This window comes from Candidatus Streptomyces philanthi, assembly GCF_059553635.1.
Genome location: NZ_JCANQV010000005.1, coordinates 29,644 through 44,641, shown reverse-complemented (window position 1 = coordinate 44,641; position 14,998 = coordinate 29,644). Strand labels below are relative to the sequence as shown.

At 73.6% G+C, this 14,998-nt stretch carries 12 protein-coding genes and 1 riboswitch; of the genes, 6 read left to right on the top strand and 6 right to left on the bottom strand.

The features are described from left to right. The first annotated feature begins 11 nt into the window (after window positions 1-11). Entirely contained in the window at window positions 12-743 is a 732-nt protein-coding gene (locus AC51EU_RS01825; RefSeq protein WP_496264807.1) for a class I SAM-dependent methyltransferase, read from the top strand. A gap of 18 nt (window positions 744-761) precedes the next feature. Here AC51EU_RS01825 and AC51EU_RS01820 read toward each other — a convergent pair whose 3' ends face one another. The 6 genes from AC51EU_RS01820 to AC51EU_RS01795 all read right to left on the bottom strand — a co-directional run bounded on the left by AC51EU_RS01820 (window position 762) and on the right by AC51EU_RS01795 (window position 8,237). After that, window positions 762-1,511 carry a (2Fe-2S)-binding protein gene (locus tag AC51EU_RS01820; protein ID WP_496264806.1) on the bottom strand — a complete coding sequence of 250 codons (750 nt, stop codon included), beginning with the start codon at window positions 1,509-1,511 and terminating at the stop codon, window positions 762-764. After that, a complete protein-coding gene (locus AC51EU_RS01815; protein ID WP_496264805.1) occupies window positions 1,508-2,299 on the bottom strand; it encodes an ABC transporter ATP-binding protein in 792 nt (263 codons plus the stop codon). The genes AC51EU_RS01820 and AC51EU_RS01815 overlap by 4 nt, the downstream gene beginning before the upstream one ends. Beyond that, on the bottom strand, window positions 2,296-3,327 hold the full coding sequence (locus AC51EU_RS01810) for a FecCD family ABC transporter permease (RefSeq protein ID WP_496264804.1): 1,032 nt from the start codon (window positions 3,325-3,327) through the stop codon (window positions 2,296-2,298). Before AC51EU_RS01810 ends, AC51EU_RS01815 begins: the two co-directional genes overlap by 4 nt. Next, the gene (locus tag AC51EU_RS01805) at window positions 3,324-4,307 is read right to left on the bottom strand and encodes an ABC transporter substrate-binding protein (protein WP_496264803.1); all 984 of its coding nucleotides are present in this window, start codon (window positions 4,305-4,307) and stop codon (window positions 3,324-3,326) included. The genes AC51EU_RS01810 and AC51EU_RS01805 overlap by 4 nt, the downstream gene beginning before the upstream one ends. Window positions 4,308-4,348: 41 nt before the next feature. After that, window positions 4,349-4,486: riboswitch (cobalamin riboswitch) on the bottom strand. 136 nt (window positions 4,487-4,622) lie between these two features. Further along, window positions 4,623-5,963 (bottom strand): peptidoglycan-binding protein, encoded by a 1,341-nt coding sequence (locus AC51EU_RS01800; protein ID WP_496264802.1) that lies wholly within the window; start codon window positions 5,961-5,963, stop codon window positions 4,623-4,625. A gap of 426 nt (window positions 5,964-6,389) precedes the next feature. Then, window positions 6,390-8,237: an ABC transporter ATP-binding protein gene (locus AC51EU_RS01795; protein ID WP_496264801.1), complete on the bottom strand. Its 1,848-nt coding sequence runs from the start codon at window positions 8,235-8,237 to the stop codon at window positions 6,390-6,392. Window positions 8,238-9,159: 922 nt separating this feature from the next. Between AC51EU_RS01795 and AC51EU_RS01790 the strand changes: the two genes are divergently transcribed. The 5 genes from AC51EU_RS01790 to AC51EU_RS01770 are packed head-to-tail and all read left to right on the top strand — an operon-like array spanning window position 9,160 to window position 14,982. Further along, window positions 9,160-9,936, top strand: a complete 777-nt coding sequence (locus AC51EU_RS01790; protein ID WP_496264800.1) for a 2,3-dihydro-2,3-dihydroxybenzoate dehydrogenase — start codon at window positions 9,160-9,162, stop codon at window positions 9,934-9,936. Window positions 9,937-9,994: 58 nt separating this feature from the next. Further along, window positions 9,995-10,636 carry an isochorismatase family protein gene (locus AC51EU_RS01785; RefSeq protein ID WP_496264799.1) on the top strand — a complete coding sequence of 214 codons (642 nt, stop codon included), beginning with the start codon at window positions 9,995-9,997 and terminating at the stop codon, window positions 10,634-10,636. 4 nt (window positions 10,637-10,640) lie between these two features. Continuing rightward, window positions 10,641-10,871: a phosphopantetheine-binding protein gene (locus AC51EU_RS01780; protein WP_496264798.1), complete on the top strand. Its 231-nt coding sequence runs from the start codon at window positions 10,641-10,643 to the stop codon at window positions 10,869-10,871. Beyond that, on the top strand, window positions 10,868-14,803 hold the full coding sequence (locus AC51EU_RS01775) for an amino acid adenylation domain-containing protein (RefSeq protein WP_496264797.1): 3,936 nt from the start codon (window positions 10,868-10,870) through the stop codon (window positions 14,801-14,803). Before AC51EU_RS01780 ends, AC51EU_RS01775 begins: the two co-directional genes overlap by 4 nt. Then, the gene (locus AC51EU_RS01770) at window positions 14,800-14,982 is read left to right on the top strand and encodes an MbtH family NRPS accessory protein (RefSeq protein ID WP_496264796.1); all 183 of its coding nucleotides are present in this window, start codon (window positions 14,800-14,802) and stop codon (window positions 14,980-14,982) included. The genes AC51EU_RS01775 and AC51EU_RS01770 overlap by 4 nt, the downstream gene beginning before the upstream one ends. Window positions 14,983-14,998: the final 16 nt, after the last annotated feature.

Below are 14,998 nucleotides of genomic sequence, written 5' to 3'. Positions count from 1 at the left end.
ACACTGGCGCGATGTACCCGGACGCCGACGCCGCCGCGCTGTACGACCTGCTCAACCCGTGGGACCCCCGCCACTGGCCCGCGGACGCCTTCTACGACGCGCAGGTCATGGCCGCGGGCGCGGTGCTGGACGTCGGCTGCGGCACCGGCGCCATGCTGCGCCGCGCCCGCGAACAGGGCCACCCCGGGCGCCTGACCGGCCTCGACCCGGACCGCGCCGCGCTGTCGCGGGCCCGGCGGCGTACCGACGTCGAGTGGGTCGAGGGCCGGGCGGCGGACGCGGCGTGGCGCGGCGCCTTCGACCTCGCGACGATGACCGGCCACGCCTTCCAGTGCCTGGTCACCGCCGCCGAACTGGGGGCCTCGCTCGCCGCCGTCCGGGCCGCGCTGCGGGACGACGGCCGCTTCGTGTTCGAGACCCGCCACCCGCGGGCGCGCGCCTGGGAGGACTGGAACCCTTCGCACGCGGTCGAGGTCACCGACGCGTCCGGCCGCGCCCTGCGCCTGTGGCACGAGGTCGAGTCCGTCACCGGGGATCTCGTCACCTTCACCGGTACGACGGCCGCCGCCGACGGCACCGTCCTGCGCGTCGACCGCGCGACCCTGCGCTTCCTCGGTGAGCCGGAACTCGACGCCCTGCTCGCCGCGGCGGGCCTCGTCGTCGAGGCGCGCCACGGGGACTGGGACCGGGGTCCCGTCACCGCGACGAGCCGGGAGATCATCACGATCGCCCGCCGGGCCTGACGGCCGCCGTGCCCGCGCTCAGCGGGCCGCGTACGCCCGGAGGCGTTCCTCGCGTGCCGTCAGGCAGCAGCTGGCGCAGCGGACCGCCTCCGCGCTCGTGTAGAAGAGGCAGCAGGTGCGGCGGAGGTAGGCGAGGCGGGTGGTGCCGTCGCGGCGGCGTACGGGGACGAGTTCGCCGAGCGGCGCCAGCCCCGACCGTGCGGCGAACAGGTCCCAGCGGCGGGACAGAAGAGACGGGTCGGCGTCCGAGGCGCCCAGGGCGGTGGCGCAGCCGTGCGCGACACCGCCCCTCAGCTGGCGCAGGCCCGCGCGGGTGCGGGTGCGCAACGCCCCGGTCAGGGGCAGCAGATGACCGTCGAGGACGGTACGGCACAGCAGATCGACGGAGGCGCCCGAACCCTCGGGCAGCAGCCTCGGGACGCGGACCCGCACCCCGGCGATGCCGTGGGCACCCGGGCGGACCAGCACATTGGCGGCCCGCATGTCCGGCACCCGGTCGTGCAGGGCCCAGTGCAGCACCGCCGCCGCCGTGACCCGGCCCGCGTAGACGGCCGCCACCGTCAGGGCCGTGGCATGCGGGGTCGTATGGCCGCTGCCGCGCCGTTCGGCCTCCAGTAGCACCGTGAGCTCCGCCGACCCGGCGTCGTGCAGCCGCTCGGCCGGCAGCCAGGCGTCCGCCTCCGCCTCGGGCGGCGCGCCCGCCGCGACGTCCCAGCGGCGGCCGTGGGCGCCGGGCCGCCACACCTCCTCCGTCCCCCCGGCCGTCATGACGGCGGCAGGTAGTAGACGTGCGGGGTACCGGTGACGGGGTGCGGCGCGACGCGGGTGCGCACCCCGTACACCTCGTGCAGCAGATCCTCCGTGAGGACCTCCCCGGGCGGGCCGGAGGCGATGACGCGGCCGGAGTCCAGGACGTGCAGCCGGTCGCAGTAGGCGGCGGCGAGATTGAGGTCGTGCAGCACCAGGAGGCTGGTGACGGGCAACGCGCGGACGAGGGAGAGGAGTTCCAGCTGGTAGCGGACGTCGAGGTGGTTGGTGGGCTCGTCCAGGGCGAGCAGTCCGGGTTCCTGCACCAGGGCGCGGGCCAGCAGGGCACGCTGCCGCTCACCGCCGGACAACTCCTCGAACGGGCGCTGCCGGAGACCGCCGACCCCCACGCGCTCCAGCGCCCCGGTCACCCGCCGTACGTCGTCGGGGCCGTCCTGCTCCCAGAACCGCTTGTGCGGGCTGCGGCCCATCGCCACCACCTCGTGCACACTGAGCCCCGACACCACGGTCGCGTCCTGCGGCACCACCGCGATCCGGCGGGCCCGCTCCTTCACCCCGAGCGCCGCCGCGTCCTCACCGTCCAGCAGTATCCGGCCCGAGCGGGGGCGCAGCGCCCCGTACACACAGCGCAGGAACGTCGTCTTCCCGCTGCCGTTGGGGCCGACCAGGCCCGCGGTCTCCCCGGGGCGCACGTCGAGGGACACCCCGCTCAGCAGCTCCCGGCCGCCGGCCTCGTAGCGCACGTCCTGGGTGACGAGGCCGACCGGGGGCGTCTCCCCGGCGCTCATGCCCGTACCTCCTTCGTCGAACGGCGCAGCAGCCACAGGAAGAAGGGGCCGCCCGCCAGCGCGGTGACGACACCGACCGGGATCTCCTGCGGCGCCGCCGCGGTACGGGCGACAAGGTCGGCGAGCAGCAGGAAGACGGCGCCGCCGAGCGCGGCCACCGGCAGCAGTCGGCGGTGCCCGGAGCCGACGGCCATCCGGGCCGCGTGCGGCACCATCAGCCCCACGAAGCCGATCGAGCCGCTGCACGCCACCAGCACCCCCACCACCAGGGAGACCAGCACGAACACCCGGGAGCGGAAGCGTCCCGCGTCCAGCCCGAGCGTGCGGGCCCCCTCCTCCCCGGCCAGGAGCAGATCGAGGGGCCGCGCCAGCGCCATCAGCAGCGCCACCCCCGCCACGAGGACGACGGCCGGGACGAGGAGTTCGTCCCAGCGGGCCGCGCCGAGCCCGCCGAGGGTCCAGAACATCACCGCCCGCAGCTGCTCCGACTCCGCCGACACGACGAGGACGAGACTGGTGAAGGCGGAGAGGATGTACTGGACGGCCACCCCCGCGAGGACCAGCCGGCCCGTCGTCATGGTGCCGCCGCGCCGCGCCATCGCGTAGACGGCCACCAGCGCCACCAGCGAACCCGCGAACGCGGCCAGCGGCACCAGGAACGTCGTGGCCACCGCGCCGCCGACGCCCAGGACGAGCACCGTGACCGCGCCGGCCGACGCCCCGGACGACGCGCCCACCAGGAACGGGTCGGCCAGCGCGTTGCGGACCAGCGCCTGGAGTACCGTTCCCGTCACGGCCAGTCCCGCGCCGACCACCACGGCGAGCAGCACCCTCGGCAGCCGCACGTCCCACACGATCGACGCGTAGGCGCCGGTGTGCGGCCCGTCGAACAGGACCCGGACGACGTCCGCCGGCGGTATCCGCACCTGGCCGATGGCCAGCCCGGCGACCGCCGAGGCGGCCAGCAGCACCACGAGGCCCGTCAGCACCAGCGGGAAGCGGGCCGCCGCGGGGAGCGGGGGCCTCATGCGGAACGCGGGTGGAGCTGCGCGGCCAGGTCCTCGACGGCGTCGGCGACGCGGACGCCGAGGACGGCGGAGGACAGCGGGAGCACCGCGAACCGCTTGTTCCTGATCGCCGGGACGTCGGCGAGCGCCGGGTCGTTCAGCAGACGCTTCTTCTTCGCCTCGACGCTCGTCCCGCCGTAGTCGTAGATCACGATGACCTCGGGCCCGCGGTCGATGACCTTCTCCCAGGAGACGGCGGAGAAGACCTTCCCGATGTCGCCGAAGACGTTCCGGCCGCCCGCCAGGGTGATGATCTGGTTGCCGATGCCCCGGCCGCCCGCGGTGAACGCGCTGCTGTCGCCGGAGTCGTACACGAGGACCGAGGGCCGGTGCACGCCCTTGAGGCGCTTGGTCACCGCGTCGATCCTCCCCTGGAGCCGCGCGACCAGCCTCTCGCCCCGCTCCGGGACGCCGAAGGTGCGCGCGACCTGGCGTATCTCGGTGGCCAGTTGCTCCGTGCCGACCGGGCCCTCGGCGCAGTTCTCGACGTTCAGCCGGGTGGCGATGCCGGTCTTCCGCAGCGTGGCGCGGTCGAGTCCGGCGCCCTTGTCGAAGGCGCTGGTGTAGCCGCCGTAGACGAAGTCCGGGTTCGCGCCCAGGAGGACCTCCTTGGACGGGTACTTGCCGGCGAGCACCTTCAGCCCCGCGTACGCGGACCGGTACTCCGGGAGGATCTTGTCGTCCAGGTACGCGGTGCCGGCGATCCGGTCGCGCAGCCCGAGGGCGAGCAGGATCTCGGTGGCGTGCTGGTTCATGGTGACGGCACGGTGGGGCGGCTGGGTGAACGTGGTCCGCTCACCGCAGTTGGTGACCGTGTACGGGAACCCTTCCGTCGTGCTCCGCCCACCCTTCGCGCCCTGCTCCGGCGCGCCGCAGGCGGCCACCGGGAGCACCAGGAGGAACGGGAGCAGCGCGCGCAGCGCGGCCCGGGGTCCGGACATGACGTTCTGCCTCTCCTGGGGAAGTCCTCGTTCCCCTGGTCGTACGGAGAAGGCGGCACGTCAGTGTCTGGCTCCCGGGGCCGCGGGGCTCCCGGTCACAGTGGCGGGACCGCACCGGATTCACACCGGTTTCCTGTCCTGCACCGCCTGGGGTTGGTGCGCACAGTGTGCCAGACGCTTCTCCCGGGACACCGTCCGGCTCCGCACCGGCCCAACGCGCGGTCAGCGGGGGCCGGTCAACGGCAGGCGAAGCCGCGCGGGGGCGGTGCGGTGCCCGGCGGGCCGGGGCAGGCCCGCCGGGCACCACGCGGGTGGTCAGCGGAAGAGGCGCTTCCAGGTTTCCGGGCCGGGGTAGCCGTCGGCGTCGGCGCCGCGCCAGCCCTGGGACCGTTGGAACGCCTCGACGTTGCGGCGGTCGGACTCGCTCCAGCGGGGGCCGGGGCCCTGGGAGTAGTGCTTGCCGAAGCCCTTCTTCACCAGTTGCTTCCCGAGCCGGGAGACATGGGCGTTGTTCGCGCCGGGGCGGAAGTACTGCTTACCGGGGAACGCCGTGGACTGGCCGCTGCCCGAGCCGCCGCCGGACGTGCCGCCGGAGCCGCCGGACGAGCCGCCGACGTTCTTGCCCGTGCCGTCGACCAGGTAGCGCCAGGTGGCCGGGCCGGGGATGCCGTCGGCCTCCGCCCCGGACCAGCCCTGGGCCTTCTGGAACGCCTGGGTGGCCTTGCGGTCGGAGTCGGACCACCGGGGGCCCGGACCCTGCGAGTAGAACTTCCCGGCACCGCGCTTGACCAGCATCTGCCCGAGCTTGGTGACGTTCGCGTTGTGGGCGCCTGGGCCGAAGGACGACGCGCCCGGGAACGCGTTGCCGCCGCCTCCGGTGTTGCCGCCCTCACCGCCGGAGGTGACCACGTTCTTGTAGCGGTAGGGGACGTACTTGGCGGAGTTGGAGGTGTACGCGTAGGGGAGGGTCCGCTTGACCGCCCCGAGGCCGCCGGCCTCCTCCATCACCACGTACCGGGTGCGGGCGCTGTCGGCCCAGCCGGCGAAGAGCACCACGTGCGAGCCCTTCTCGGGGTTCGCCGGGTTGTGGTAGAGCAGCATGTCGCCGGGCTGGAGCTGGCTCTTGGAGATCCGGACGCCGTACTGGTGGATGTCGCCGGTCCAGTGGTTGCCGGACAGGCCCCAGGCCATGGAGATGAAGCCGGAGCAGTCCTGCCGGTAGCCGTCCGACCAGTAGCCGTTCCAGACGTACGGCACCCGGGCGTCCACCCAGGTCTGGGCGCGGGCGAGGATCTGCTGGCGCGTCAGCGACAGGTCGTGGCCCGCCGTCCGCGCCAACTGCCGGCGGCCGTGCAGCGGCCCCGGGTCGCCCTGCGGGTTCGCGGCCCTGGTGGCCGCGGCGGGGACGGCCGGGACGGACGCGGGGGAGGCGGTGATGGGGGACGTGGTGGTGCTGTGGGCCGGGGCGGGCGTCGCGGTGGCCGCGAACGAGGCTCCCGCACCGCCCAGCAGCGTGGCCCCGGTCAGGGTCGCCACGGCGGCGATGTCGCGGCCCCGTACGCCGCGGCAGCCGGTGTCCTCGGTGCGCTGGAGCCGGCATCCGGGGCATGTACAGGTGTCGAGGGGTATGTCGACGAAGGTGGGGGCTGCCGTCATCGTGTGACCTGCTTCCTGAGGGGACGGGGGAGGGGCGGCGGTACGCGCCCGCCGTTCCGGGCGGGCGCAGGGGGGCCGGCGACGACCGTGCCGGTCACGGCCGGTGCAGCAAGGCCGGGCATCTGGCTCACCTCGCAGTCGATGGGTGCGTACGCCCCGGATCCGGGCAGGCGGGAGCGCGTCCACCCATGATGATCATGATCGAGGTTCATCCTAGAATGAGGTGAAAGCGGACCGAAAGAGCGTTTAAGTCTTTTGTCTGTTTCGGTATCTGGCGCTCGATGTGTTCCAACGGCCCGGAAGCCGCTGTGACCTGGCCGTCCCGGCTCCCGTTCCGTCGTCGCCGTGAGGATGAGACGAGGGGCCGGCCCGCACGGACACCCCGGAGGCCCCTCCCGGGCTTCGCGCCGACCGCCCCCGACCGCGCTACGAGCGGACTCCCGCCGATTCGCCCGGTGGCCGGTGCAGCCGGTGGAGGCGGGCGTAGGCCGGGTTGTGGGCGAGCAGCTCGTCATGGGTGCCGCGGGCGACACAGCGACCCTGGTCGAGCAGGACGATCTGGTCGGCGTCGCGGACCGTGAGCAGGTTGTGGGAGATGATGATCGTGGTGCGTCCGGACATCAGCAGGCGCAGGGGCTCCAGGACCCGGCGGCTCGATTCGGCGTCGAGGCCGGTGGTCGGCTCGTCCAGGATGAGGACGGGGGCGTCCCGGATCATCGCGCGGGCGATGGCGAGGCGCTGGCGCTGGCCGCCGGAGAGCAGCCGGCCGCGCTGGCCCACCACGGTGTCGTAGCCGTCGGGCAGGGCGCTGATGAAATCGTGGGCGTCCGCCGCGCGGGCCGCGGCGCGGATCTCCGCCTCACCGGCCTCCGGACGCCCGTACGCGATGTTCTCGCGGACCGTGCCGTGGAAGACCAGCGTCTCCTGGAGCACCACGGCGACGTTCTCCCGCAGCTCGTCGAGGGCGAGGTCGCGCAGGTCGACGCCGTCGAGCCGCACCGATCCGGACGACGGGTCGTAGAAGCGGAGCAGCAGCTTGGAGACGGTCGACTTGCCCGCCCCGCTGGCCCCGACCAGCGCCAGGGTCTCTCCCGGGGCCGCCGTGAACGACACCTGCGACAGCGCCGGTGTCTCGACGTCCGGGTAGTGGAAGGAGACCTTGTCGAACGTGACGGCGCCCCGGGCGCGCCCCAGCGGGCGCGGGGTCGCGGGATCGGCGACCTGAGGGCGCTGGTCGAGGAGTTCGATGATCCGTTCTCCGGCCGCGGAGGCCGAGAAGAAGATGTTGCCGAGTCCCGAGATCCCCTGGATCGGGGCGAACAGCCTGCTCAGCAGGCCCAGGAACACCATCAGTCCGCCCAGTGAGAGCCGCCCGTTGCTCAGCTCCCAGGCGCCCAGGCCCATCACCACCAGGCCGCCCGCGACCTCGACCAGGTCGACGGCCGGGTCGTACAGCGCCCCGATACGGGTCGAGGCCATCGCCGCGTGGTAGCGGCCGACGGTCTCCCGGCGGAAGCGGGTGTGCTCCCACTCCTGCCGGTTGTACGCCTGGACGAGCGCGATGTTGCCGAACGTCTCCTCGGTGACCGCGGTGATCGAGCCGGCGCGCTGGCGGCGCTCCCGCGAGGCCGCCTGGATCAGGCGCGCGAAGCGCCGCGCGGTCAACCAGAACAGGGGGGCCATGACCAGCGCGGCGAGGGTGAGGTCCCAGCTGAGGAAGAACAGCAGGCCGAGATAGATAAAGAGGCGGGCGATCTCGCCGATCACGCCGATGACCCCGGAGAGCAGGAACGTCTCGATGGCGTCGACGTCCCCGGTGATCCGGGCCAGGAGGTCACCGAGCCGCCGCCGTTCGAAGAAGCCCAGGGAGAGGCGCTGGATGTGCCGGAAGACGTCCGAGCGCAGGGTGAGGAGGAAGCGTTCGCTCACCCAGCCCGACGTCACCTCGTCGGCGAAGGAGAGCACTCCCGAGAGCAGTGCCAGTCCGGCGAAGGCCGCGGCGATCGGGAGGAAGAGGTCGAAGCGGCGGGGGACGAGCATGTCGTCGATCACGATCTTGAACAGCCAGATCTCCGCGCCCTCGACCACCGGGCCGAGCAGTACCAGGACCAGCAGGAGCACCATCCAGCGGCGCCCGCCACGGGTGTAGGGCCAGAACCTCCGGAAGATGTCGCGGAGGGGAACCGGGGGTGCGGCGGCCACCAGCCCGCCGGAGTTGCCGGCGACGCCGAGCATGCCGCCCAGAAGTGAGCGCAGGGTGCGTCTTCTGGTCATCTCACGCCAATCGCCCGTCCGCGAGCGTCACTCCGTGCCGGTCGGTCCGCCGCCCGGAAACAGCGAGGCCGGGCACAAGGCCCGGCCCGCTCTCGCATCGGGGAAACGGTCGGCACGCTGCCGATCGCGCTAGCGCCAATCGTCGCGGCCGCGTCCGTGCCTGCGGTATCCGCCGCGCCCGTAGCCGTGGTCATAGCCGCGCCCGCGGCCGTGTCCGCGTCCGTAGCCGCCGTGACCGCGTCCGCCGTGGCCGCCGTGACCACCGTGACCACCGTGTCCACCGCCGTGGCCGCCGCCACCGCGGTCTGCGAAGGAGATGAAACGTCCGAGGAATGACATGATCAAACCTTCTTTCGTGGTTTCCTCTGCAATCCATCGTCATGCTCCGTACCGGGATACACAAGCCGAGAAGGGCTGCAACGCGAGAATTTGACGACTTTTCTTGAATCACCTGCATGCCGTACGGGCTGACGCATCGTGCGGCCGCGTAGCTTTCTGTCATGTACCGCTCCGACCTGCGGGGAAGCCCATTTTTCGGTCCGTTGGAGCGGGGTGGTGAGGGGTGTGGTGCACCGTGTGCGGTGGCGTAGTGGCGAACCGTCACCTTGTTCACGTTCCGGCGTAAGGAACTTGCATTCCCAAAGCATTTACTCAGGCAAAGCCATCAGGAATTCCCCGGCCGCTCGAACCGTTGTCGCGCGGAATGTGCGACCCCTGGGGTGGCTGGTGGCGCTAATCCCGCCGGGTGGAATGGTGTGCGGTCCCTGGTGGCCCGCCCGTATTCGCCTCCGCCCGCGATGTGGTGAGGTCGCGTCAGTTCCGTATGCCTCGTGGGGCCTGGTGGGGCGCCGGTGGCTACCGACCCCCGCCCGATACCTGTTAGGTTAGCCTTGCCTAAGTCGTGACGGATTGAGGGGTATGCGTGCGGGAGACGGAACTTACCGGGAGGACGGCGCTGGTCACCGGGGCCGGGCGCGGGATAGGGGAGGCCGTGGCACGGCTCCTCGCCGGGCAGGGGGCCCGGGTGATCGCGGTCGACCGGGACGCGGACGCGGTGGCCGCGCTGGCGGCCGGATCGGACGGCCGGATCACCGCCCGCCCCACCGACGTCACCGACCGTGCCGCGGTCGACGCGCTGGTCGCTGAGGCGGAACGCGCCGTCGGCCCCCTCGACACCCTCGTCAACGTCGCCGGTGTGCTGCGCACCGCGCCCGTCGTCGATCTCACCGACGAGGACTGGGACGAGACCTTCGCCGTCAACACCACCGGCGTCTTCCGCCTCTCCCGCGCCGTGGCCCGCCGCATGGCCGCCCGCGGCGGCGGCAGCATCGTCACGGTGGCCTCCAACGCGGCCGGCGTCCCCCGCGTCGGCATGGGCGCCTACGCCGCGTCCAAGGCCGCCGCCGCGCACTTCACCAAGTGCCTCGGCCTCGAACTCGCCCGCAGCGGAGTGCGGTGCAACGTGGTGTCCCCCGGCTCCACCGACACCGACATGCAGCGCGGCATGTGGTCCTCGCCGCAGGACCGCGACCGGATCCTCGAAGGCGACCTCGGCGCCTACCGCGTCGGCATCCCCCTCGGCAGGATCGCCGACCCCCGCGACATCGCCGAGGCGGTCGCCTTCCTCGTCTCGGACCGCGCCCGCCACATCACCATGCAAGAGCTGTACGTCGACGGAGGCGCGACGCTGCGGGTCTGACCCGCCGCCCCGCCCCGTCCCGCGCGCCCGCGCACCCTCCCCTCGTGAAAGGTTCCCCATGGCGCTGCCCGCCATCGCCCCCTACCCCATGCCCGCCCCGGACGCGCTGCCGGACAACCGCGTCGACTGGGACGTCGACCCCGGCCGGGCGGTCCTGCTCGTGCACGACCTCCAGAACTACTTCCTGCGCGCCTTCACCCCCGGCGCGGCCCCCCTCGACACGCTCCTCGCCAACGTCGCCCGGCTGACCGGGGCGTGCCGCGCGGCCGGCGTCCCCGTCGTCTACTCCGCCCAGCCCGGCGGCCAGACGCCCGGACAGCGCGGACTCCAACAGGACTTCTGGGGCCCCGGACTGCCCGACGACCCCGAGGCCGCCGCCATCGCGCCCCAGGTCGCGCCGCGGGACGGCGACACCGTACTGACCAAGTGGAAGTACAGCGCCTTCGTCCGCACCGACCTCGACGAGCTGATGCGCGAACAGGGCCGCGACCAGCTCGTCATCACCGGCGTCTACGCCCACATCGGCGTGCAGTCCACCGCCTGCGACGCCTGGATGCGCGACCTGCGGGCGTTCCTCGTCGCCGACGCGGTCGCCGACTTCTCCGAGGACGACCACCACCGCGCCCTGCGCTGGGCGGCCCGCAACTGCGCGGCGGTCACCACCACCGACGCGCTCCTGCCGCGCGTGGAAGGGAACTGACGACATGGCGCTGACGGTGCAGCGGATACGCGAGGACATCGCCGACGCCCTCGGCGAGGAGCCCGACGACATCCCCGTCGACGAGAACCTCGTCGACTACGGCCTCGACTCCATCCGCATCATGAGCCTGATCTCCCTCTGGCGGCGCGACCACGGCGTCGAGGTGACCTTCGCCGACCTCGCCGAAAGCCCCGCCGTCGAGGCGTGGGCGCCACTGCTGGGGGCCACGGCATGACCACCGCCCCCCTCGCCCCCGCCACCCCGGCGCAGGACACCGTCCCGGCCGCGGGACTGCCGCTGACCTCCGCGCAGACCGGCATGTGGTACGCCCAGGCCCTCGACCCGGAAAGCCCCGCGCAGAACACCGCGGAGTGCGTCGAGATCCACGGCCCGCTGGACGCGGCCCTCTTCGCCGAGGCCCTGCGCCGTACCGTCGCCGAGACCGACGCCCTGCGCGTCCGCATCGCCGACACCCCCGACGGGCCCCGGCAGTTCCCGCTGGACGACGCGCCACCGGCCCCCCACACGGCCGTCCTCCTCGACCGGGACGACCCCGACGGCGACGCCCACGCCTGGATGCGCGACGATCTCGCCCGGCCCTTCGACCTCGCCACCGGGCCGTTGCACCGGCACGCCCTCTTCCAGGTCGGCGAGGAACGCTGGCTGTGGTACCAGCGGGTGCACCACATCGCCCTGGACGGGTTCGGCCACTCCATGGTCGCCCGCCGCGTCGCCGCGACCTACAGCGCGCTCGCCGCGGGCGGCGACCCCGGCCCCTCGCCGTTCGGACACCTCACCGACCTGGCCGCCGAGGACGCCGCCTACCGCGCGTCCGACGCGTACACCGCCGACCGCGCCCACTGGAACACCACGTTCGCCGACCGGCCCGAGGCCCCCACCCTGGCCGGCCGCGGGGCCCTGCCCTCGCCCTCCTTCGTCCGCAGCACCGTCCACATCGGCACCGGCCTCACCGACCGGCTCACCGCACTCGCGCGGTCGGTCCGCGCCACCTGGGCCGAAGTCCTCGTCGCCGCACAGGCCCTGTACCTCGCCCGCGCGACCGACACCACCGAGGTGGTGCTCGGCCTGCCCATGATGGGCCGGATGGGCTCCGCCGCGCTGCGCATCCCCGGCATGGTGATGAACGTGCTGCCGCTGCGGCTCACCGTCACCCCCGACGCCACCTTCGCCGCCCTCACCCGGCAGGTCGTCCTCGGCATCCGCGCCGCCCGGCGCCACCAGCGCTACCGCTACGAGGACATCCGCCGCGACCTCGGTCTCCTCGGCGAGGGCCGGCCGCTCGTCGGACCCCTCGTCAATGTGATGCCGTTCGACTACGCCCTGGAGTTCGCCGGCGCCCCCGCCACCGCCCGCAACCTCTCCACCGGGCCCGTCGACGACCTCACCGTCAACATCTACGACCGCGGCGACGGCACCGGACTGCGCGTCGACCACGACGGCAACCCCGCCCTCTACGACGCCCGCGAACTCGCCGCCCACCAGCACCGCTTCCTCGACCTCCTCGACCGGGTCGCCCACGCCGACCCCCAGCTGCCGCTGGCCGCGCACGCCCTCGCCACCGACGCCGAACGCGCACTGGTCACCGAGGAGTTCAACCGCACCGCCCGCGCCCTGCCCCCCACCACCCTCATCGGGCCCATCGAGGCCCAGGCCGTACGCACCCCCCACGCGCCGGCGCTGGTCCACGGCACCGAAACCCTCAGCTACGCCCAGCTGTCCGCCCGCGCCAACCGCCTCGCCCGGCACCTGGCCGCCCAGGGCGTGGGCCCCGGCCGTATCGCCGCCGTCTGCCTGCCCCGGTCGGCGGACCTGGTCGTCGCGCTGCTCGCCGTCCTGAAGGCCGGCGGCGCCTATCTGCCGCTCGACCCCGACCACCCGGACGCGCGGCTGGCGTCCATGGTGGAAGACGCGCGTCCGGTCTGCGTGGTCACCGACGTCCCCGGCCGGCTGGCGGACGCCGCCGTGCCCCGGGTCGTCCTCGAAGGGCTCGACCTGTCGGCGCTGCCCGGCACCACCCCGCCGCGCGCGCTGACGCCGCACCACCCCGCGTACGTGATCTACACCTCCGGCTCCACCGGCCGCCCCAAGGGCGTGGTCGTACCGCACTCCGCGATCGACAACCGGCTGCGCTGGATGCAGGACACCTATCCGCTGGCGCCCGGCGACCGGGTCCTCCAGAAGACGCCGTCGGGCTTCGACGTGTCCGTGTGGGAGTTCTTCTGGGCGCTGCGTGAGGGCGCCACCCTCGTCGTCGCCGACCCCGGCGGCCACAAGGACCCGTCCTACCTCGCACAACTCATCCGCCAACAGGCCATCACCACCTGTCACTTCGTCCCCTCGATGCTGCGGGTCTTCCTCGCCGAACCCGAGGCGGCACGGTGCACCGGACTGCGGCAGGTCTTCTGCTCCGGCGAGGCACTGCCCCGCGAGGCCGTGCGGGAATGGGCCCGCACGCTGCCCGGCGTCCCGCTGCACAACCTCTACGGCCCCACCGAGGCCGCCGTCGACGTCACCCACCACACCTGCCACTCGGACGACGACGGCCCCGTGCCGATCGGCCGACCCGTGTGGAACACCCGCCTCCACGTCCTCGACGCCGCGCTGCGGCCCTGCCCGCCCGGCGTCCCCGGCGAACTCTTCCTCGCCGGCGCCCAACTCGCCTCCGCCTACCTCGGACGCCCCGGCCTCACCGCCTCCCGCTTCGTCGCCGACCCCTTCGGCCCGCCCGGCACCCGGATGTACCGCACCGGCGACCTCGCCCGCTGGCGGCCCGACGGACAGCTCGACTACCTCGGCCGCACCGACCACCAGGTCAAACTCCGCGGCCAGCGCATCGAGCCCGGCGAGATCGAGGCCGCGCTGACGGACCTCCCGGACGTGTCGGCGGCCTGCGTCCTCGTCCGCGAGGACCGGCCCGGCGACCAGCGCCTCGTCGCCTACCTCACCCCCGCCGACGGCGCCGCGCCCGAGCCCGCCGCGCTGCGGCAGCGGCTCGCCGGCGTCCTGCCCGAGCACATGGTGCCGTCCGCCGTCGTCGTCCTCGGCGCCTTCCCCCTCACCCCCAACGGCAAGCTGGACCGCGCCGCGCTGCCCGCGCCCGCCACCGCCTCCGGAGGCGGACGCGCACCGGCCACCCCCCACGAGGAGACCCTCACCCGCCTCTTCGCCGACACCCTCGGACTCCCGTCCGTCGGCGTCGACGACGCCTTCTTCGACCTCGGCGGCAGCTCCCTGCTCGCCGCCGGACTCGTCACCCGCGTCCGCGAGGCACTCGGCTGCGACCTGACCATCGGCACCCTCTTCCGCTCCCCGACCCCCGCCGCGCTCGCCGCGGCCCTCGGCCGGGGCACGGACGGCGCCCACGACGCCCTCGACGTCCTGCTGCCGCTGCGCACCCGGGGCGAGCGCACCCCGCTGTTCGTCTTCCACCCGGCGGGCGGCATCAGCTGGTGCTACTCCGGGCTGCTCTCCCGGCTCGACGCCGCTCAGCCCGTCTACGGCCTCCAGGCCCGCGGCCTCGACGGCACGGGGGATCTGCCCGCCACCATGGAGGAGATGGCCGCCGACTACGTCCGGCGGCTGCGCGAGGTACAACCCCACGGCCCCTACCGGCTGCTGGGCTGGTCCGTCGGCGGCGTCGTCGCGCACACCGCCGCGGTCCTCCTCCAGGAGGCCGGCGAACGCGTCGAGCTTCTCGCCCTGCTCGACGCCTACCCGTCCGACCAGTGGCGCGACCAGGCCGTACCGGACGAGACCGACGCCCTCACCGCCCTGCTGCGGATGGCCGGCTTCGAGCGCGGGGGCGAACTCACCCGCGAGGACGTGCTCACCACCCTGCGACGCGAGGGCAGCGCACTGGCCGGACTCTCCGACAAGACGCTGTCCGCCGTCGTCGACATCGTCCTCAACAACGCCCGCCTGATGCGCACCCACCGGCACCGCGTCCACGACGGCGACCTCCTCTTCTTCACCGCCGCCGCGCCCCGCGCCGAGGACTGGCTCACCCCCCGGGCCTGGGAACCGTACGTCAGCGGCACGGTGCGGCGGTACGACATCGACTGCCTGCACCCGCAGATGCCCCGCCCGCCCCACATCGACGAGATCGCCGACGTGCTCGCCGCACGGCTGAAGGAGCTCGACGGATGACCCGGACCTCACCCTTCGACCCCACCGGCTCGGACGAACCCACCCATCTCGTCCTCGCCAACGCGCGCCGGGAACGGTCACTGTGGCCCGCCCACCTCGCCGTCCCCGACGGCTGGGAGCGCTGCCACGGCCCGGCGTCGTACGACGACTGCCTGGCCTACGCGGAGCACGCCGGCTGAGCGGGCCGTGAAAAGG